Below are 20352 nucleotides of genomic sequence, written 5' to 3' on the forward strand. Positions count from 1 at the left end.
TCACCGGCAACCAGCAAGCGAACGACGAACCCCAATTTGACCAATAAATGAAAAAGCAGACCGATTTGAAATAGATATCGGTCTGTTTTTTTACACAGGAATGGAAGAAATCACACGGTTATATCTAGCCAATCGCAATTTTTATATCTGTGAAGCGTCTAAGCAAAGTACAAAGGCAACTTCTGCTTCCAATCGGCCGTCAGGTGGCTGACCGTTGGGGTCGTGGGTTGAGGGCGGGCATACCAGGCGCGGGCTCGGTGTCAGTCTTCGATTGCCTGATAGACTGTGGTCCAGAAGTCGTGGATAAGATGCACGGAATCCGCAGTGGACATCCCGATCTGGGTGAGCAGGATTCCGGTGAGCTGTTTGTCCGGGTCGGCGTAGGTCGAGGTGCCGGTACCGCCGTCCCAGCCGAACTGGCCGATGGAGGCGTAGTCGCCGCGGTAGGTGCGCACCGCCATCCCCATGCCCCAGCCGCCGTGCTGCCCTTGGCCGAACGACAAATGGACGTTGTTTTTGGCCAGGTCGTCTCGATATGCTTGTTGCTCGGGTGTGAGACGGTTGGTGGTCATCAGCTGGACGGCGGGCCTGGACAGGATCCGTTCGGTCCCGTGCATCCCTTGGTTCAGCAGCATCTGTAAATACGCGTGATAGTCGTCTACGGTTGAGAGCAGCCCACCGCCGCCTGCCTGGAACGCCGGGGGCTGAGTGTAGCGTCCGCCAGCGGCCTCGTCCCACACGATGAAATCTCCGGTCTTCGGATCGGGGTTGAAAGCGGGCGGCAGCCGGTCAATCTTGTTGGCGGGCACGTAGAAGCCGGTGTCCTTCATGCCCAGGGGGTCTAAGATGCGTTCGCGCAGGAACGTTTCAAACGACTGACCCGTGGCCCTGGCGACGAGCACGCCGAGCACTTCGTTGCTAATGTGGTACTGCCACCGCTCTCCGGGCTGGTAGCTCAGCGGGAGTGTGCCCAGGCGGCGCATCCACTCATCCGGCTCGGGCAACGCCTCCAGTGGCGTGTCGAATAACCCATTCTCGAAGATCGCGTTCTGGATCGGGGAGCCCATCAACGTCAGATCTACTCCGATCCCGAACGTGGAGGTCAGCAGATCCCTTACGGTGATCGGCCGCCGCGCTGGCACGGTGTCGTCCAGCGGGCCGTCGGGTCGTTTCAGCACCTGCCGGTTGGCGAGTTCGGGCAGCCATGTGTCTACTGGGTCGTCCAGACGCAGCTTGCACTCGTCGAGCAGGATCATCACTGGCGCGACCGCGACCATCTTGGACGTCGACGCCATCCGGAAGATCGTGTCCCGGCGCATCGGCGCGCCTCCATCATGGCGCATCGTCCCGATCGCTTCGACATGCGTCTTGCCGCCGCGGCTGACCAGGGCGACCAGCCCGGGAATCTTCCCGGACTCGACATGCCTTGCCAGCACCTCGCGCATTCTGCTCAGCCCTGTTTCGGAGAAGCCAACAACATCCTTCATATTTTCTGACGAACTAAAATCTTCTGTTGTAATCTTTTGCATTTGGTTTCCCTCTCTTTCCTTTTTAACAGCCCTATTGTTTTAAACTATAAATTCTCTTTTGTTACTCATGCTTTAAAGCCCTTTGTCAAAAAGGTGTATTCGATACATTATAGAATCTGAATATTGGCAATATTCAGGATAATCAGAATCGAGATATGTCATGCAGCTTCCTTCTTTAATTATTTCACGCCCGCTTCTTATACACCCTCATCGCAAAGTAATAGGCTACGAGCAAAATCCCGATGCACCACGCAAGAGCGACCCATATCTCATTGCCCACCGGCTGACCTGACAGCAGCGCACGGATGGCTTCCACGATCGAGGTCACCGGCTGGTTTTCGGCAAAGGCGCGAACGACCTTCGGCATCGACTCGGTCGGCACAAACGCCGAGCTGATAAATGGCAGAAAGATAATCGGGTAGGAAAAGGCGGTTGCGCCCTCCACCGATTTTGCGGTCAGCCCGGCAATCGCCGCGACCCAAGTTAAGGCCAGGGTAAACAATACGAGTATCCCGGCTACTGCAAGCCATGACAGTATCCCGGCGGACGAATGAAAGCCCATAACGAGCGCTACTAGAATGATGACGAGAACCGATAGGGCGTTGGATACCAGCGAGGTCAACACATGCCCCCAAAGCAAGGCTGAACGTGAAATCGGCATGGTGTGAAACCGCTCGATGATGCCCCGCTGCTTATCCAAAAACAGGCGGTAAGCCGTATAGGATATGCCGCTTGCAATCGCAATCAGCAGGATACCGGGCAGCAGGTAGTTCACATAGTTATCCGTACCGGTTTGAATGGCGCCGCCAAACACATAGACGAACAGCAGCATCATCGCAATCGGCGTGATGCAGACCGTGATGATGGTGTCCATGCTGCGGAAAATATGGCGCATGGAACGCCCGAGCATCACGCTAATATCGGTGAAGAAATGATTTTTTGCCGCCTCCATTTACATGGCCTCCTTCTTGCCGACGATGGAGAGGAAGATCTCCTCTAACGACGGCTGTTTTTCAACATACTCCACCTTTGCGGATGGGAACAGCTTTTTAAGCTCCGCGAGCGTGCCGTTTGCGATAATCTTGCCCTCGTGCAAAATGGCAATTCGGTCGGCAAGCTGCTCTGCCTCCTCCAGATACTGCGTGGTGAGGAGGACCGTCGTGCCACCGCCCGACAGCTCCTTCACAATCTTCCAAACCTCGATGCGCGCCTCGGGGTCAAGCCCCGTCGTCGGCTCGTCGAGGAAAATGATCGACGGTTTTCCCACAAGGCTCAAGGCGATGTCGAGCCTGCGGCGCATCCCGCCCGAATACGTAGACGCCCTGCGGTCGGCAGCGTCTGTCAAGCCGAGGCGTTGAAGCAAGTCGTCCGCAACCTGACGCGGATTTTTGAGGTATCGCAGCTTGGCAATCATGGTCAGATTTTCCCGTCCGGTCAACATTTCGTCCACGGCGGCAAATTGCCCGGTCAGACTGATTGCCTGCCGCACATTGTCGGGTTTGGACGCAACATCGAATCCGTTTACGGTGGCGGTTCCGCTGTCTGGTTTGAGCAGCGTGGTGAGGATTTTGACAACCGTGGTCTTGCCCGCCCCGTTGGAGCCGAGGAGGGCGAAAATACTACCCTTTTCCACCTCGAAATCTACGCCCTTTAGGACTTGAAGCTGCTTGTAGGATTTTTGCAGTCCTTTTACCTGAATGGATGTGGTTGGCATATTTTCCCCTCCTTATCGAACTGTAACTTTTGACAAATCGGCACCCATGCCTTTAAGCGCGGCATAGGTCAACTTATCCATCATCGCACCGTCGAAGCAGATGGTTTTGATGGCGCGGTAGTACTTCTTGGACAACGTAAAACCAGGATTGAACGAAGTATTTTTGAGTGTCGCGCCTTTAAACGAAACTTCGTTCAGTGCCGACTTGCCAAACTTAACGCCGATAAAGGTCTGCCCGTCAAATCGCAGCCCTCGCAGATCGGAGGAACTGAAGTCAACGCCGTCAAACATACAGTTTTCAAAGACCACTTTTCTAAGGTCGGTCATGGTCAACTTAACATCGGTCAGTTTTATACCGATAAATTTTGTTCCGGCCAGTTCCGACTGGCTGAAGTCGGTACGTACAAGAATGGATTCGTTGAAGCTCGAATTTGCAAGGTCATTAGCAGATAGGGTGCAGTCAGTCAGATTGGCATGGTCAAAATTGGCTTCGCGCACATCGCTGCTCGCAAACGTGCTGCCTGTCAAGTCGGCCCCCGAAAAGTCAGATCCCCGTAACGCACTCGCTGTAAATTTTCCTTTATGCGCGATAACGCCCGCAAAATCGCTATTTGCTAAGTTACTCGCGCTGAGGTTAGTCAGCACCTGCCGCTCCAGCGAACGGGACAGGTTTGCAACCTCCTGTACGGTTTGCTCAATGTCGCCGATGCTGTCAATGGTCATCTCAAAAGCGGTTTCATCATCCTTGCCCTCGGCTTTGAGTTCACGGAACCGCTCCTGCAAATCGGAGAGCAGGTCCGTCTTTAATTCGGTGACGCTTTTTACCTCATCGTAGGGTGCAAACACGCCGTTCAAATAGTTTGTCAATTTCTCATTCATAATCTCAACACTCCTTATAATAAGTTTTCAAGCACTCGCTTTGCGTACTCCCAATTGCTTTTGTTGCGGTCGTAAGCAGCCTTGCCCTTTTCGGTAATCCTGAAATATTTACGCCGTCCGCCCTGGGATTCATCGCCCCAATACCACTCGATATCACCGTCCACCTCCAGCCGCTTGACGCTGGAGTACATCGTGGCTTCCTTTAATTCATACTCGCCGCCTGAGCGCTCGGCAATCAGCTTGACAATCTCGTACCCGTAGCGGTCCGCTTCGGATAAGAGCCGTAAAATCATCGTATCGGTATGCCCGCGCAGCAGGTCGGATGTAATTTTGTTCTCGCTCATCTCATCACCTCCGCATCTGTATAATACGACATACTACTTTGTCTGTCAAGGTAATATTTTAAATTAGGTACTTTGCTTGAAAAGTAAAGGGTTCCACATATTAGTCATGCATAATATGTAGAACCCTTTATTTTATTTTGGGACTTGTTAATTCTCAGTCAAATGTTTATTACTTTAACAGTAAGGCAAAAAATTAACCGTAATTTAACCAGGCTTGAGCTATCATGATCAAATTGAAATGCGGGGGATGATGGAACTGAAAGTATTGGTTGTCGAGGATGACTTATCGATGCAAAAAGCAATCGGCACGGGGCTGAGAAAATTCGGATACGCGGTCGATGCCGCACCTGACGGAGAAGAAGCCCTGCAGCTCGCCCAGGTCAATGAGTACGATGCGATCGTGCTTGATTTGAATCTGCCGAAAATAGATGGTATTGATGTTCTGACGGAAATTCGCAAGAACAACCAGGAAATCAAGGTGCTCATCCTGTCCGCGCGTTCCGAGGTGGAGGACAAGATCGCGGGGCTCGATACCGGTGCCAACGATTATATGGCGAAGCCGTTTCACTTCAAGGAGCTTGAAGCGAGGCTTCGCGCGTTGCTTCGCCGAAAATTCATCCTGACGGATACGCGAATCGCACATGGAGATTTACAAATCGATACCGCATTAAAGCAGGTATACGTTCGGAATCAGTTGATTGACCTAACCAAGAAAGAATACGGCATCCTCGAGTATCTGATGATGCACAAGGATAAAATCGTAGGCGCGGAAGAGATAATCGAACACGTGTGGGACAGTCAAACCGATTTATTTTCCAACTCCTTTAAGGTACACATCAATTCGCTCAAGAAAAAGCTTGCCGTCCACCTTGGGAAACAGGAAATCGTCAAAAACGCAAGAGGGCTCGGCTATTTCATCGTGGAGGTGCAGTATGGCCCGGTTTAACCATCTTCCGCTGCGGCTGCGGCTGACCCTATTAATGGCGCTGATATTGATCATTGCTTCGATCGTGCTGATGATGACTTCGATCTATGCCGCACGAAAGATTTATAACGCTGACTTTCCCAAGTACAAAGTAAATGCATCGGAGTTTATACAGAGATCTCTGGTTGCACGACCATTCGCATTGCCAAAAACAGCAGTGACAGAGAGGAATAACGACTTTACAGCCATCGGCATTATTAGCGCTGTGATGGTCGTTGTTATAGGAACCGGCTTAACCTATCTGATTGCGGGAAGAGCCTTGAAGCCTGTAACGGATTTAAGCAAGGAGATCGGGGAAATCGACGAAAACAACTTGTTCCGGCAGGTCGGGGTGCCTTCGTCCAATGACGAGGTTTCCAAGCTGAGCCGGTCTTTTAACCGGATGATCCATAAATTGGAGAAAGTGTTTGTCGCGCACAAAAATTTCTCGGCCAATGCCGCGCATGAACTCAAAACGCCGCTCGCCGCCATGATCGCAAACATCGAGGTGCTCCAGCTTGACGATCATCCTACGGTCGACGAATATAAGGAAACGCTGGAGGACACGCTTAAAAACGCGCAGCGTCTCAGCGTTTTGGTGAATGACCTGCTGAAGCTGAACGCCGGACAGAATATCGCGGAAAGCGAGAAAATCGAAGCTGCGGACATGTTCGCAAATATTATTGACGAGCTCCTGCAGCCTATTCAAAGTAAAAACCTTCGCATCGAAAACCGTACCGCCGACGTGCTGCTGCACGGCGATAAGCATCTCTTGTACAGAGCTTTTTACAATATGATTCATAACGCGGTCAAATATAACAAGCCAGATGGAGTCATCATTATCGCTGCGGCGGAGAACGCGGTCAACACCCGAATTACGATCCTTGATACGGGAATCGGCATACCGGAGGATCAGATCGATAAAATTTTCGATCCGTTCTACTGCGTAGACAAATCGCGCTCGAGAGAGCTTGGAGGCAGTGGCTTGGGGCTTTCCATCGTGAAGATGGTCATCGAAAAGCACGGAGGTGAAATCCAGGTGCACAGCGTGGCCGATGTGTCTACGACTGTCGTAATCCGGCTGCCGAAGCCTCAAAATAAAGCGGACCGCTGACTTTCTCGGCGGGCTGTCTTCTTAACCTTGAGTTAACCTTCCTTGAATTATAGTGAGAGCATGCTTCAGTTCACAGGAGGGATACAAAAAAATGGTAAAAAAAAGTTCGATTTTGCTTATGCTTATCGTATTTGCGACGGGAATCTGGACAGGCTTTGCACAAATGCGGCCGCCATCGCCGCCATCTGAATCCAGTGCCGATTATTTGGCTTATCAACGAATGCTTGCCCATTTGCAAGCCATGACAGTCGCACCGCATCCATCCGGTTCCAAGGAGCTTGACGAGGTACGGACCTATCTATTGGCGCAAATCCGCGATATGGGCCTGGAAGCGACTGTCGATCCGGAAATATATACATCCGCGGATATGGAAGCCGATCGTCTTGCTCAAGACGGTCCGGCGATGGGAGAACGAAGCATTCGGAAGACACCGCCTTCAGGAGCTTTAGAAGGTATCAATCATAAAAGAGCCCCTTCAGAAGAAAAGGACGGATTGGTTTTAAGCAACATATGGGTCAAACTGGATGCGCCCGGCACGGATCGCGGCATATTGATGCTCGCCCATTACGACAGCGAGGTCAACTCCCCCGGCACGGCTGACGATATGGTTTCCGTAAGCGCGATACTTGAAGCATTGCGCGAGCAATCGAGTAGGCCCGATTTGAAAAACGATCTCTATTTTTTGTTTACGGATGGGGAGGAAGAAAGCGCGCTAGGCGCGAAAGCGTTTGTGAAGTCGCATCCAGAGCTTCAAAGCAAGATCGATCTTGTCCTTAACTTCGATGCGCGCGGGAATCGCGGCGGACTGCTCATGTTTGAAACGTCTGCGTCAAACTATGATTTGTTGCGGCATTTTCAATCGGCGAGTTCACGCCCCCTGGCTTTTTCGTTCACAACCGGGTTGTACCGAAAAATGCCGAACGGCACCGATTTGACCCGTTTCTTAGAGGCGGGATATCCTGGACTTAATTTTGCCGTTGCGGAGGGCGTAGAGCATTACCATCAGCCGTCGGACACCTTTGAAAATTTGCATCGCGGTACGGCTTATAACTTTCTGCAGACCGCCTTGGAAATGGCCGACTATAGCGGGCAAGCGCAATTCCAGGGCAGCGGCTCTAACCGGGATAGCGTGTTTTTCACATTGCTGACCGGCAATCTCGTGGTCATGAGCGACATTGCTGCCTATATCCTGTCGGTATGTGCGGCGTTGGCTTCATTAGCTTGGCTGATTATTCAGATTCGGCTTGGCAAGGTTACGCTTCGCCAAATCGCCGGCGGCACGGGCTGGCTGCTCGGTACGATGGCCGCGATGGGCTTGCTGAGCTGGGGGATCGTCTCATTATGTACCCAAACGATGCGGCTCGGCGAATCAACAAACAATGATGCGGTTTTTCTTTGCATAGCCTTGGCGCATGGCTTGGGCGCTCTCGCAATATGGTTCTTCTGGATGCAAAAACGATCGCTTGCCGAAGGGATCGCAAGTGTGCTGCCGATTCAAGTGCTGCTGATCGCCGGAACCACGGTCTTGTTCTATGAAATCAGTTACCTGTTTACGTTACCGATGCTGGTGATGATGATTGTCGCAGTTTTGGATCGCTATCCGGTTGGCCGGATGATCGCATCGACTGTGCTCGGCGCAGGAATATTGCTGCTGTATGTACCGGTATGCTGGCTGGTCTATGTGATGTTTATGCTGCCTGCTGCACCGGTGGTTGTCGCTTTGAGTGTCGTTCCGGTTTCTATTGTAGCCGTAATTTTTGCAGCGAAGTACAGATTATCCGCTGTGCTGTTGTCCGAAGAGGGAAAGGAAACTATCCCCCGTTAATGAATATGATGATTTTGGGCATGATAACTCAGTTGTGATGCACTAAAACACCTGCAGCGGCAAGCCGTATAATAACCTTGACTTTGAAAATTATAAAAAGTATTATTACAAATAACTTGAATATTCTGAAAAAAGCTAAGAAGAGAAAGAGTACCCTGGTGATGTCTTTTGCAGAGAGCCCCGGTTGCTGAAAAGGGGTAAAGAATAACCTTGGGAATATGGTCTCGGAGCTGCGCATCGAAGCCTCATGTGGTTGTAGGTTGCGCCGGAACCCGCACCCGTTACCGTGCTAGGGTATAAACGCAAACGCGTCGTACTTGAAGAGGTTAATGCCGCAAGGCATTGATAAAATTGGGTGGAACCACGTGAGCGCAACTCTCGTCCCTTCGGGATGAGGGTTTTTTTGTTTGTCAAAAAAGGAGGAGTCTTAATGACAAATATTTTTATTGGCGGAGCATGGCCGTATGCGAACGGTTCATTGCATCTGGGACGGTTGGCAAGCTTACTGCCAGGAGATGTACTGGCACGTTATTTTCGTTCCAAGGGAGAAAACGTGCTGTATGTTTCGGGCAGCGACTGCCATGGCACACCGGTCGCCGTTCAGGCCCTTCAAGAGGGTGTCTCCCCAGGGGATATTGCGGATCGGTATCACCTGGAGTTTGCCGAGTGCTTTAAGCAGCTGGGGTTTACTTATGATTTGTACACACGTACTGACCAGGTTTTTCACCATCAAGTGGTTCAAGAAATGTTCTTGCAACTATTAAAAAATGGATATTTATACAAAAAGACAATACAGCAGACTTATTGTGAAACCGATCAACGCTTCTTGCCGGATCGATACGTTGAGGGTACATGCCCCGTTTGCGGGAACCGTGCCAGAGGTGATCAATGTGATTATTGTTCGACCTTGTTAGATCCTGCAGACCTGTCAGACAAGACCTGCAAGATTTGTGGGAATCCCCCTATTGAGCGTCCAACAGAGCATTATTACTTTGCGCTCTCCCGATTTCAGGCTGAATTGAGCGAGTATGCAAAACAAGCCCAAGGATGGAAAGAAAATGCTGTACAGTTAACTGGACGATACTTAAAAGAAGGTCTTCAAGATCGTGCTGTAACCCGGGACTTGACTTGGGGTGTTGATGTTCCGGTTGACGGGTTCGAAGAAAAAAAAATCTACGTTTGGATCGAGGCGGTCAGCGGCTACTTATCGGCAAGCAAGCAGTGGGCTGCTGAGACAGGCGGCAGCTGGGAATCATTCTGGATGGAAGGGAAGGAGAATATAACCGCTTATTATGTACATGGTAAAGATAATATACCTTTCCATACCGTGGTCTGGCCGGCACTGCTCCTTGGAGTAGGGGGTCTCCATTTGCCGGATCGGATTATATCATGTGAGTACATGACCCTGGAAGGGAAAAAGTTCTCGACAAGCAGTAATTGGGCGGTATGGGTACCGGATATTATGAGTCGCTATCAACCAGATTCTATTCGTTATTTTTTAATCGCAAACGGTCCTGACTGATTTTTCCTGGAGGGAGTTCATCTACAGCCATAATGGGGAATTGCTTGGCGCATTTGGAAACCTTGTTAATCGTACATTGGCTTTTATCGACAAGTCCTTTGAAGGATGCGTTCCAGAAGGTAATCTTAGTGAAGAATGGAAGAAAATAATGGAGGAGTTGTATCTTGAGTCCGGGGCCTTAATCGAAGAAGGTCGTCTAAAGGAAGCCATTGATCTGATTTTTACTTGCGTTCGCCGGGCAAACAAATTCTTTGATGAACAAAAGCCATGGGCACAGATTAAGGAAAACCGGGAAGCGTGTGGACATACACTGAATATATGCGTGCAAATTATAGTGAATCTGTCCAATCTGCTGCACCCGTTCATTCCCTTCTCTTGTGAAGAAATAAGAAGGTTCCTGGCACTGGAACAACCGGTTTGGAGACTGACATCAGTTCCAGCCAACCGAAAAATTCAAAACCTGAAGTTATTGTTCCAGCGGATTGACATTAGTCAGATTGAAGAAGAAACAAGTTTATTGGAAAAACAAAAATTGTAGTTGTCATCTATTCGAAAAGAAGAGCTTTGCGGCCGCGCTCAAATAAATCGCCCTGTCCTTCCGTCAAGGACAAGGCGATTATTTGATACCGAATGGCTTTCTACCATATCAGCCAAGGAGAATCCGCTTCTCCCTTCCTCTCTTCTTCCCTACGGGAAACGAGCCACAGCCTGCATGTCCTGTTCAACATCAGTCTCGGGATCCCATTGATCCCGCATATCAACCAGATGCAGCTTCATCAGCTCCTTGGCCTGCTGGGGATTGTGCTGCACAATCGCCTGCGCGATCAGGTAATGGTAGGACGAGGCTTTCTCATGCATGCCGGGAATCCGCATCGTATGGCGCCGGCTGTCCAGCAGCACATCTCCGACCATGTGAATCATATTGATCAGAATTTCATTACGCGAAGCTTTGGCAATGAGATCATGGAACTCAATATCCTCCTTGAGAAAAGGCTTGCCGGCCTTCACCTTGCGCTGCATCGCTTCGGCGCTTTTCAAGATGGCATCCCTGTCCTCCGGAGCGGCTTTCTCTGCCGCAAGAGCAGCGAGCTCCGGTTCGATAACCAGACGCGCTTCCGTCAGCTGCATCCACGAGGCTCGTTCCATCGCCGCCAGATAGCGGTTCGGATTGCCGGGAATCTGCTCGCTGATGAAGGTTCCTCTTCCCTGCTCGACGGTCAGAATCTTCTGCTTGCCGAGTATCCGCACCGCTTCGCGGACAGAGGAAATCCCCACCTGAAGCTCCTCCGAAATATCCTCCAATGTGGGAATGCGCTCGCCCGGCTTCCATATTCCCTCTTCAATCCGCCGTTTGATTTCGTCATATACCACTTCATAAATCAGCTTCTTCTTCATCATTCACGCTCTCTCATGGCTTCATCTCGTTCAATCCGTTCATAAATACCATACCGTTCAAATAGCGCCGCGCAAGCGAATGGAAGCAGGACGTATGCACGGAGATCAGCGCGACATGGAGCGCATTTTGCAAGGCTTCCTTCTGTGCATCGGTGAAAGACTCCTTGCGGGATACGAATTCCCGGGAGAGTTCATGGATCATTTGGTCCCATTTGTACACCATATCGTTCCGCCCGCCTTCATATGTCCGGTAACGCTCGTCCAGCTCCTCGAACAGCTCGGCGTAAGCGGCATAGAAATCCAGCGGAGCAATCAGCGGCAGGTGATGTTCATTAGCCCCCTGAACAGGGAACACAATCTCGAACAGCTTGCGGATCGCTTCGTAATCCAGGGCAGATCTCAAATCCTCGATAATAAAAAACAGGGAAGCCTGCTGCAGGGAATATTTCTTCCCCTCTTCAGCCAAACCAATAAAGTCCTTAAAATCCCGCTTCACCCAGTTCTGTACCGATGTGACGGAAAAATGGGTGTACTCAATTTGCGATCCCAGGGATACGATATCATGAAGAGACAGAGCCGGGTTCATATCCGACTTGATCATCCGCTCGATTACGGGAGGAAGCGTTGTGGAGACGAAAGCCGTCATGGAGATCCCCTGGGCCTTCTCCCTCTTATAATGGGCAATCCAAGTCTCCTGTAGAATAGTCAGCGGCGAACGCGCAGATTGTTTATTTATCGAAAGAAGAAGCTCAGCCATCTCCTTGCGGGTAAAAGATAATGTTTCCATACTAACACCTCAACCATTCGAATCGTTCTTCTAAAGCTCATCATAAAACTCGCGTACGGTTGTGTCAAAGTGAATTAATGGAGGAATGACCCTTGTTATATGACAATCCCGGAGGTTATCTGACCCATATCAGCAGATATGAGCCATTCATGACTTTGTAGTTTGTACGGAAACCCTGTAAAATAAGTTCATAAGAACTACTAATATGAATTGTTCAAAACGAAGGAAGGTTGTTATGGCTCTGAATTTCTTATTGATCGCTTTATTGATTATTCTCACCGCATTCTTCGTGGCTACCGAATTCGCGATCATTAAGCTGCGCGGAAGCCGGGTCGATCAGATGGTGCTTGAGGGTAAGAAGAACGCTCTGGCTGTACAAAAAGTAACAAGCCACCTGGACGCCTACTTGTCCGCCTGCCAGCTTGGTATTACCATAACCGCTCTGGGTCTTGGCTGGCTCGGTGAGCCTACGGTAGAGAGGCTGCTCCATCCCCTATTCGACCGGCTGGCTGTCGGTGACGGCCTCAGCCACGTACTCTCCATGATTATTGCGCTTGCGGTTATGACCTATCTGCATGTCGTCATCGGCGAACTCGCGCCCAAGACACTCGCGATTCAAAAAGCGGAGCAGATCACGGTTATCGTGGCGCCGCTTATCATTTTTTTCCATAAAGTCATGTATCCTTTCATTTGGCTGCTGAACGGCTCAGCTAACGGATTGGTCCGCTTATTCGGCATGAAGCCGGCCAGTGAGCATGAAGAAGCCCATTCGGAAGAAGAAATCCGCATCATTCTCTCGGACAGCTATCAGAGCGGTAAAATCAACAAAGCGGAATTCGGTTATGTGAACCGGATTTTCGCCTTCGACGAGCTGCTGGCCCGGGAAATTATGATACCGCGCACCGACATGGTCTGCTTATATGCCAACAAGACGCTTTCCGAGAATCTCGCAATTATTAAGAAAGAACAATATACCCGTTTTCCCGTTGCCATGGACAATAAGGATCATATTATCGGAACCATCAACACCAAGCAGTTTTTCCTGAAATATGACAATAATCCATCCTTTGATTTCAGCACGCTGCTTCAACCCGTCATGTCGATTCCCGAGGTCATGCCCGTGGATACCCTGCTTAAGAAAATGCAAAAAGAGCGCGTCCATATCGCCATGCTGGTGGATGAATACGGAGGCACCTCGGGATTGATTACAATTGAAGATATCATTGAAGAGATCGTGGGCGAAATCCGCGATGAATTCGACAGCGACGAGAAGAAGGAAATTGAAACTCTGGGAGAGAACCGCTTCCTGGTAGAGGGTGTGGTGCTCATAACCGAGATCAACCAGCTGCTCGGAACCGATCTTGAGCATGACGATGTCGATTCCATTGGCGGCTGGTTGTACAGCAGGCAGCCGGAGCTCAAAGAGAATGTGGAGTGGCGTTTCGGCGAGCTGAGCTTCATCATCCGGGAGAAGGTAAAGAACCGGATTATGAGAATCGAGATTCATCATCACCGGGCTTATCATCATCCGGAGCTTGTGGAAGAGGCCTCGCTTTAGAATCCCCTAGAGGATTGGAATAAACCAGCCCGTCCATCATTGATGGGCGGGCTGTTGAATTTCTGGCCATCCCTTACGAATTTCACCGGGAAGCATTGTCGACAGCTTGCTGCCATGGAACGAATAATAATCGTATCCGTTTTGCTTAACGGACTAACCGGATGCAGGAGTTACAGAAAGAAATTAATAAGTTCATAAATGAAAACCGCCATGTGTTTTTTCACATGGCGGTGCTTATATTTTCGCTAAAACGCTGGCGGGCTCCCTATTCATTGGAGGGTTCAAATGTTTTGACGACTTCATACATGCCCGGATCAAACGAAGCTATAGTTAATGCTTCCTGAAGATACGGAAGTGGTTTAGGGTCATTTCGCATAGCTTGGTAATCTTCCGCACTTCTCCATTGAGCATACATTGTAACCTTATTCCCATCTGTGCTTCGATGGAGACTGCAAGAAATAAATCCGGCAGCGTGTCGAACGGAGACTTCTGTTGCACGGGTAAGTAACTCGACCAGACGTTCCTGATTTTCGGGATCAACTGTGAACACATTGATCAGGGTAACAACGCGATTATTCATTGATATATGAGTCATAATTAACTCCTTTATTAATATTTTCGTAAACGTATGCTCTGCTAATCTTTAGCTCCATGTCACCATTTTATACATTCTTGCTGCTGGAGCTGCGCCTTGTGATGAGTCTCCCTTCCAGATGGATGCCCGTTCGCTGTTTCAGGCAAGTCTTAGTTTGAATCCGAAAAGCCCAATTAACAGCTGAATACGAACTGATTAGGACAGAAGCCCATACAATACATGGTCAAATGTCTATTACCACATAAATGGAGGACAACAAATATGGGTATCCATGGAGGCAACGGAAATTTTGGGCAGGGAGGATTAGGAAGCCACTTCTATAATCCATTCTTTTTCCGCCAGCCTTATATGAAAATATCTTACCCCATGTCTCTTGGGCAGCCAGCCATACCTTACGCAGGATTATCCCGCCACGTATATCCGGAGCAACCAATGGCGCATTGGCGATTGAGTATGCCGACAAAACAATCCTTGCCTACAGATAAGAACGCCATTCGGGGTCCGTTTCATGTGAATGTTCCGGAAGCGGAACTTACCGAATTGCGCAGGCGCATATATGCGACAAAATGGCCTGATCGGGAAACGGTCGCGGATGCATCGCAAGGCGTGCAGCTTGCGACGATTCAGGCACTCGCGCGCTATTGGGCGTCGGATTACGATTGGCGCAAGTGCGAGGCGAAGCTGAACGCCCTGCCGCAGTTCATCACCGAGATCGATGGGCTGGACATTCATTTCATTCACGTTCGTTCGAAGCATAAAGATGCTTTGCCGCTCATCATCACGCATGGATGGCCAGGCTCGATCATCGAGATGCTGAAGATTGTCGAACCGCTTACCAATCCCACGGCATATGGCGCGAAGGCATCGGACGCTTTCCATCTGGTGATTCCGTCGATGCCCGGCTACGGGTTTTCAGGCAAGCCGACCACAACCGGCTGGGGCCCCGGCCGCATCGCACAAGCCTGGGCAGAGCTGATGAAGCGCCTGGGGTACACGAAGTATGTGGCACAGGGCGGCGACTGGGGTGCGATTATCACGGATTTGATGGGTGTACAGGCGCCTCCGGGACTGCTCGGCATTCACTCCAACATGCCTGGCGTAGTTCCGCCCGACCTTGATAAGGAGCTCCAGTGCGGCAGCCCGCTGCCCCCCGGTCTCTCAGACGACGAGAGGCGTGCGTCCCGGCAGCTGGACTTCGTATACAAGCACATCGGCTACGCCAAGATGATGGGGACGCGCCCTCAGACACTGACTGGACTTGCGGATTCGCCCGTCGGTTTGGCAGCCTTTATGCTTGACCATGACGCGCATAGTCTGGAGCTGATCTCTCAGGCCTTTGCCGGACACCCCGGAGGTCTTACGCGAGACGATGTCCTCGACAACATCACGCTCTACTGGCTGACGAATACGGCGATTTCTTCGGCTCGTCTCTATTGGGAAAACAAGTTCTCCTTCTTCGCCGTCAAGGGCGTCTGCATCCCGGTTGCCGTGAGCGTCTTTCCTTACGAGCTCTATCAGGCCCCGCTGACTTGGACGGAGCGGGCGTATCCCAAGCTCATGTATTTCAACAGGCTCGACAAGGGCGGACACTTCGCTGCGTGGGAGCAGCCACAGCTTTTCGCTGCAGAACTCCGTGCAGGGTTCAAATCGCTGCGCTAATCGTAGTCAGGTGGTACACGCTCACACGGGTGCTCGTCGTCCCACGCCACACGCGACATCGATTTGAATTTCGATTGGAGAGTTGGCAAAATGCGGTCTCTTTTGCCGCTATGAAGAAACATAGGGGCGGGTTCAGCAAAAAAACAGCGGCAGCTTCGGACATAATCGAGTCCAAAACTGGCGCTGTTCTTTAACTTAAGCATGCAAGCGGATTTCCCGTGCCTCATCTGCCATTAGCGTCATCTCATCGCCGGCAAACTCACCCAGATTCTGGCGCTGCCAGGCTTCCGGTCCGGCCACATTCTGAACCCATGAGGCATACCAGCGGCCCAACATCCTCAGTATCATGGGCTGCAGCAGCACGAATATCAGGCCAACGCCCCCGGCAATCCATGAGCGCTGAGCCGACGACAACTCAATGTTCAAGCGGTCCATCATCCATGCATCGGGGAATAAATTGAAATCGAACAATCGGATGCTCACCTCATAAGCGAGCGGGGACAGCATAACTGCGAATGCCGTTACAGGCAGCACGATTGCGGTCGTGAACGCCGCTATGCCGATAGGGAGCTGAAGGATGCTGTAGACGATGCCCCGATAAGATTGTCCCTCTCTGAATGGAGACAGCAGCGCCAGCCAGCCCTTCTGCCCGGAAACAGGCTCCGTCACAGCGGGAGCGGAATGATGATCGGCCTTGTTGAGCCAGGCTTTCGTGTAGCTGGCTTCCTCTTTCATGAAGCGGCGGCACAGGACCAGCGTCGCCGACAATAGCGGCAGGCCAATCAAAATGACCAATAGCGGCAGGCCCACTGACAGACCGACAATTGCGACTACAAATGCCGCAATTCCTTTCGGGAGTGCCATGACGAGCATTTTCCAAGCCTTGACGGCGCTTTGCTTTTTCATTGTCATAACCACGCTTTCTCGTTTCGTTGCTTCCATTGTAGCCCCGAGAGCCAGCTGTGAGCATCCGCTTGCGGATGGAAAGTAGACCAGACCTAAGTCCAGTTCCGCAGCAGCAAACTGTATCTTCCATTATTTGTAATATTGTTCATTTTCCCCCGGTACTGCATTGGCGCAACCCCCTTGATCGATTTAAAGATTTCCTGGAATATTGAATATCTTCATAGCCCACGGGGATACGGTGCAAAACAAAAAGGAGCCCAAGAATTCCTGGACTCCTCGCCTTAACTCACCGCCTGGGTGAATTCTATTTGGTTGCCTCCGAAATATGCCAGCAAACACCGGATAGATCAATTAAGTTGATTTCACGCTTTCCCCAGGGATAGACTGTCGGCTCTTTTATTTTAACAGGATAATTGTTCTCGCGGACAACTGCTTGTATATGCGTCCACCAGCCATCAAGATCCTCGACAATCAGCTCTACCATGAAATTCTCCTGGAACTCCTGATTATGGAAATTCTGCAGAAAAAATTCCTGTTCCCCCATCCGGAAGATGCTCAATCCGTCATCGGAGTACACTTTCTCAAATCCAAGATCCTCAAAAAATCGCTGCGCAAGCGTATAATCCTGGCCTGATGGAATGAATGGACGAAGTTTAACGGCTTTCATGGTCATCCCTCCTGTATTTGAATGAATCTCAGCAGCGGCTCGATAACCTACATACGTTTGGCTGGCATCGGCAGGAACAGCATGGCGATCGGCGTATTGCTTCCTGCTGCAATCGTAAACACGATTTCAACCGATTCCTCGGAATCGCCCGTCCGGTACAGCGCAACGGCTTGACCGCTGTCCTTCAGCGCGCCGTCGTTAGCCGCCTGGACGACCTGGCCGTTGACGATAAAGGCTCCGGTATATATGCCGCCACGTGGATTAAGCGCAATCAGGGTATGGGGAGCCACATGCTGCAGCCGCATCTTGTACAGAACGCCAAAATTGCCGGTATTCAGCTCAAGCTGGCCCGTAATTTCGTCAATTCCATCCGTATAGGTGTCCATCTTACGGTCGCCGAGCATAATGACCTCCGGCTCTTCGCCCAATGTATCGGACATCTCGATAGCCCGGTTCGCTTTGTTGAACGTACCGCGAACATGAACATCGTTGCGCTCCAGAATACTCAAGTTTGGTATCTCTTGAATCGGGTCCTTGGAGGATGCCACGACCACCACGCGGTAGGTCAGCTCTTTGTCCGCATACAAATCTGCGTAAGCGGTGAAGACATCGCTTTGCTTCAAGGGAATCTTGGATATTTCCGGAAGCAGGGTGACGGATTGCCCCGGCTTGATCGTTGTTGTTATCGGCGCCGGCCGGGCAACCAGTGAATTCATATAGCGCAGGACCGCCATCTTGCCGGATTTATCCACATAGGGATCCGGTCCGCCAATACCGACCGATCCTGTGCTTACGGTAACCGACGAGCTGTTATTATTGGTCGCGACAAGATAAATCTTTGCCGGGTAACCGATTTTGTTAATGTTATGAAACATGAAGCGAACCTGCCCCGTCAACTGCGAAACATAGGCTATTCCTTCTCCCTCAAGAACCTCGGGGCTGTTGCTGCGGACAAACTGGGATCCTTCATCCTGAATTTTGTAGGGCAATGAAGGGTAATCCAGAACGTTTTTGCTCTCCATGGGGAACTTGACGCCTGGCTCCGCAAACAGCTTATAGTATTCATCCTGCGTATAGAGCACTTCATCCGTGACATTGATCGTCTGTGTCACAGAATGGGTCAGTCCCTTGGCATCCTGCACTTCCAATGTGACGGTCTTAAGCCCGGGCTCGAAAAACACGTCATCATCGCCGGTCCAGGTTCTGCGGACGATTTCATTGCTGTCATCTGTGCTTAGATCCGTATAGTTGATTTCCTCGCCAAGCCGATACTCCTGCTTATCCGTCGTGAAGCTTGCGACCGGAGGCATATTCTGCGGCTGAACCTCAACCGTGACCGAGTACGGCTCGCTCCACAAGCCATTCACATCCTGAACCTGCCTTGTAATCGTATAGGAACCGGCAGCAGGGAAAACATCCATTCTTCCGGTGTAAAAGTCCTGCACGTAGGGCTGGCCACTTGGGTTCGTGGACTTGTCGATATAGTTCACTGTCGTCTCCCCAGCGATGATTTCACCCGGCTCGACGGCAAAATCCGCCGTTGGCTGCTTGAGCACATTCCAGGAAAGCGTAATTTGCTTGCCGCTTAAGACCAATGTGCTCTCAGCCAGATTCGACCATGTCCGAACCGGAACCATCAGGGAACCGTTCAGGATATAGGGAGCAATCGCAATCTTGACAGGCAGGCCGTCTCCGTAGACAATCGTGCTGCCGATTTTGAAGATAAGATCGTGATAATCGTTAGCAGCCGTAATTTCTTTGGTGGCCGCGTTATAGGAGACCTTGTAACCGTAAAGCGCAGAGATCGAGCTCAGTGTGATGAATGTTGTGCCATTTTGCACTGTGACCGGCTGGGCCGAGTTCATGGTGACGCCATTATGAACCATAACCTTGCTGTTCATTTGAAGGATAACCGTATCCGACATTTCTCCTGCAGCCGATACGGTTGAATGGGAGACGTTCGCAAACGGCATGATCAGGAAAGATAAAATAAGCAGCCACCTTATTGATTTAAACGTTTTCATTTTTTATCTCCTTCAATTCTCTGAATTACGGATCCACCCGGGCAAAAGACACCAGCAAGCTTCCATGACATGTTTAACGCTTGCTGCCACGTAAAAGTTGCGTAAGAAATGGAACAGCTTCCATTTTTATGATCATCATGAAGCGAATACTTGTATGATAAACGCCATAAGAACTTAATCTCATTGAATAAGCTGCTGCCGCGGCGAATCATGATAGTAACTTGTTTGGTTAGTCCGCCCGTCGAATAAATGACTATTTATGATTACTGGTTGAGCAGCTTCTTCTAACTATTACAACACAAGAGCTAATCAATAAGGTTAGCAGCACTCCAATAGTAAACGTGAAGAAGTTAAAAAACAGGACATTTGTATATTGATTTAACCAGCCCCACCTGTAAATCACAGAATCAGGGCTTTCGGGTCCTCCCCCTAAATTCTGAATGAGTGCTTGGGCCAAATGATATTCCCCATAGATGCATATGCAGATCAACAGGAGGAAAGTAGCGGCCCAAACAACCATGTTTTTTCGATCACGACAACAGGATTGACTGACTTTATAAATGAAAACCAACATGAATAAATAAACGGGGACAGCAGGATAAACAAAGATCAATCCCAAATTACCATTGCCTGAAACGCCGTCTCCTTTATATGTAAAGGTAAAAAGATCGACCAAAAAAAATAACAAAATAGCCAGGAACAGCGAAGCAAACAATATCTTCAACTCGACTTTGAATTGTCTTTGCATATATAAACCACCGCCTTCAGGGATAGTCGATTCTTGAGACGATTTTGATGTAGAAAAGTTGCGGTAATTCCCATAAATTAGGACCACGTCTGTCCCTTTCATGTATATACTTGGATTTTTGA

At 50.2% G+C, this 20352-nt stretch carries 16 protein-coding genes, 1 pseudogene and 1 other annotated feature; of the genes and pseudogenes, 6 read left to right on the plus strand and 11 right to left on the minus strand.

Annotation, left to right across the window (positions count from 1 at the left end):
- Positions 1 to 260: 260 nt before the first annotated feature.
- The 5 genes from AC0YOA_RS11635 to AC0YOA_RS11655 all read right to left on the minus strand — a co-directional run bounded on the left by AC0YOA_RS11635 (position 261) and on the right by AC0YOA_RS11655 (position 4466).
- On the minus strand, positions 261 to 1487 hold the full coding sequence (locus AC0YOA_RS11635; protein ID WP_475787371.1) for a serine hydrolase domain-containing protein: 1227 nt from the start codon (positions 1485 to 1487) through the stop codon (positions 261 to 263).
- Between the two features lie 226 nt (positions 1488 to 1713).
- Positions 1714 to 2481: an ABC transporter permease gene (locus tag AC0YOA_RS11640; protein ID WP_475786695.1), complete on the minus strand. Its 768-nt coding sequence runs from the start codon at positions 2479 to 2481 to the stop codon at positions 1714 to 1716.
- Complete coding sequence (locus AC0YOA_RS11645) at positions 2482 to 3243, minus strand: ABC transporter ATP-binding protein (protein ID WP_475786696.1); 762 nt, start codon at positions 3241 to 3243, stop codon at positions 2482 to 2484.
- Positions 3244 to 3255: 12 nt separating this feature from the next.
- Positions 3256 to 4122, minus strand: coding sequence for a pentapeptide repeat-containing protein (locus AC0YOA_RS11650; RefSeq protein ID WP_475786697.1), 867 nt, complete (start codon positions 4120 to 4122; stop codon positions 3256 to 3258).
- 14 nt (positions 4123 to 4136) lie between these two features.
- Positions 4137 to 4466, minus strand: coding sequence for a PadR family transcriptional regulator (locus tag AC0YOA_RS11655; RefSeq protein WP_475772416.1), 330 nt, complete (start codon positions 4464 to 4466; stop codon positions 4137 to 4139).
- 250 nt (positions 4467 to 4716) lie between these two features.
- Here AC0YOA_RS11655 and AC0YOA_RS11660 point away from each other — a divergent pair, with 250 nt between their 5' ends.
- From AC0YOA_RS11660 to metG, 4 genes and pseudogenes are all read left to right on the plus strand, one after another.
- Positions 4717 to 5412: a response regulator transcription factor gene (locus AC0YOA_RS11660; RefSeq protein WP_475787372.1), complete on the plus strand. Its 696-nt coding sequence runs from the start codon at positions 4717 to 4719 to the stop codon at positions 5410 to 5412.
- On the plus strand, positions 5399 to 6544 hold the full coding sequence (locus AC0YOA_RS11665) for a sensor histidine kinase (protein WP_475786698.1): 1146 nt from the start codon (positions 5399 to 5401) through the stop codon (positions 6542 to 6544). Before AC0YOA_RS11660 ends, AC0YOA_RS11665 begins: the two co-directional genes overlap by 14 nt.
- A gap of 91 nt (positions 6545 to 6635) precedes the next feature.
- Complete coding sequence (locus AC0YOA_RS11670; protein ID WP_475786699.1) at positions 6636 to 8369, plus strand: M20/M25/M40 family metallo-hydrolase; 1734 nt, start codon at positions 6636 to 6638, stop codon at positions 8367 to 8369.
- A gap of 128 nt (positions 8370 to 8497) precedes the next feature.
- Positions 8498 to 8758 (plus strand) — a binding site (T-box leader).
- A 41-nt stretch (positions 8759 to 8799) separates the two neighbouring features.
- A pseudogene (gene metG / locus AC0YOA_RS11675) lies at positions 8800 to 10429 on the plus strand (methionine--tRNA ligase).
- Between the two features lie 149 nt (positions 10430 to 10578).
- On the opposite strand, the gene AC0YOA_RS11680 reads toward metG, so the two are convergent.
- A complete protein-coding gene (locus AC0YOA_RS11680) occupies positions 10579 to 11289 on the minus strand; it encodes a FadR/GntR family transcriptional regulator (RefSeq protein WP_475786700.1) in 711 nt (236 codons plus the stop codon).
- 10 nt (positions 11290 to 11299) lie between these two features.
- A complete protein-coding gene (locus AC0YOA_RS11685) occupies positions 11300 to 12073 on the minus strand; it encodes a DUF1836 domain-containing protein (protein WP_475786701.1) in 774 nt (257 codons plus the stop codon).
- A gap of 235 nt (positions 12074 to 12308) precedes the next feature.
- Between AC0YOA_RS11685 and AC0YOA_RS11690 the strand changes: the two genes are divergently transcribed.
- On the plus strand, positions 12309 to 13631 hold the full coding sequence (locus AC0YOA_RS11690) for a hemolysin family protein (RefSeq protein ID WP_475786702.1): 1323 nt from the start codon (positions 12309 to 12311) through the stop codon (positions 13629 to 13631).
- Between the two features lie 265 nt (positions 13632 to 13896).
- Here AC0YOA_RS11690 and AC0YOA_RS11695 read toward each other — a convergent pair whose 3' ends face one another.
- Complete coding sequence (locus tag AC0YOA_RS11695; RefSeq protein ID WP_210045755.1) at positions 13897 to 14226, minus strand: antibiotic biosynthesis monooxygenase family protein; 330 nt, start codon at positions 14224 to 14226, stop codon at positions 13897 to 13899.
- Between the two features lie 261 nt (positions 14227 to 14487).
- On the opposite strand from AC0YOA_RS11695, the gene AC0YOA_RS11700 reads away from it, so the two are divergent.
- The gene (locus AC0YOA_RS11700; RefSeq protein WP_475786703.1) at positions 14488 to 15885 is read left to right on the plus strand and encodes an epoxide hydrolase family protein; all 1398 of its coding nucleotides are present in this window, start codon (positions 14488 to 14490) and stop codon (positions 15883 to 15885) included.
- 195 nt (positions 15886 to 16080) lie between these two features.
- On the opposite strand, the gene AC0YOA_RS11705 is transcribed toward AC0YOA_RS11700, so the two are convergent.
- The 3 genes from AC0YOA_RS11705 to AC0YOA_RS11715 all read right to left on the minus strand — a co-directional run bounded on the left by AC0YOA_RS11705 (position 16081) and on the right by AC0YOA_RS11715 (position 19482).
- Positions 16081 to 16797 carry a sensor domain-containing protein gene (locus tag AC0YOA_RS11705; RefSeq protein ID WP_475786704.1) on the minus strand — a complete coding sequence of 239 codons (717 nt, stop codon included), beginning with the start codon at positions 16795 to 16797 and terminating at the stop codon, positions 16081 to 16083.
- Between the two features lie 298 nt (positions 16798 to 17095).
- Complete coding sequence (locus tag AC0YOA_RS11710; protein WP_475786705.1) at positions 17096 to 17458, minus strand: VOC family protein; 363 nt, start codon at positions 17456 to 17458, stop codon at positions 17096 to 17098.
- 47 nt (positions 17459 to 17505) lie between these two features.
- Positions 17506 to 19482 carry a stalk domain-containing protein gene (locus AC0YOA_RS11715; RefSeq protein WP_475786706.1) on the minus strand — a complete coding sequence of 659 codons (1977 nt, stop codon included), beginning with the start codon at positions 19480 to 19482 and terminating at the stop codon, positions 17506 to 17508.
- Positions 19483 to 20352 lie beyond the last annotated feature (870 nt).

It is taken from the genome of Paenibacillus sp. JT22N12 (assembly GCF_056269365.1).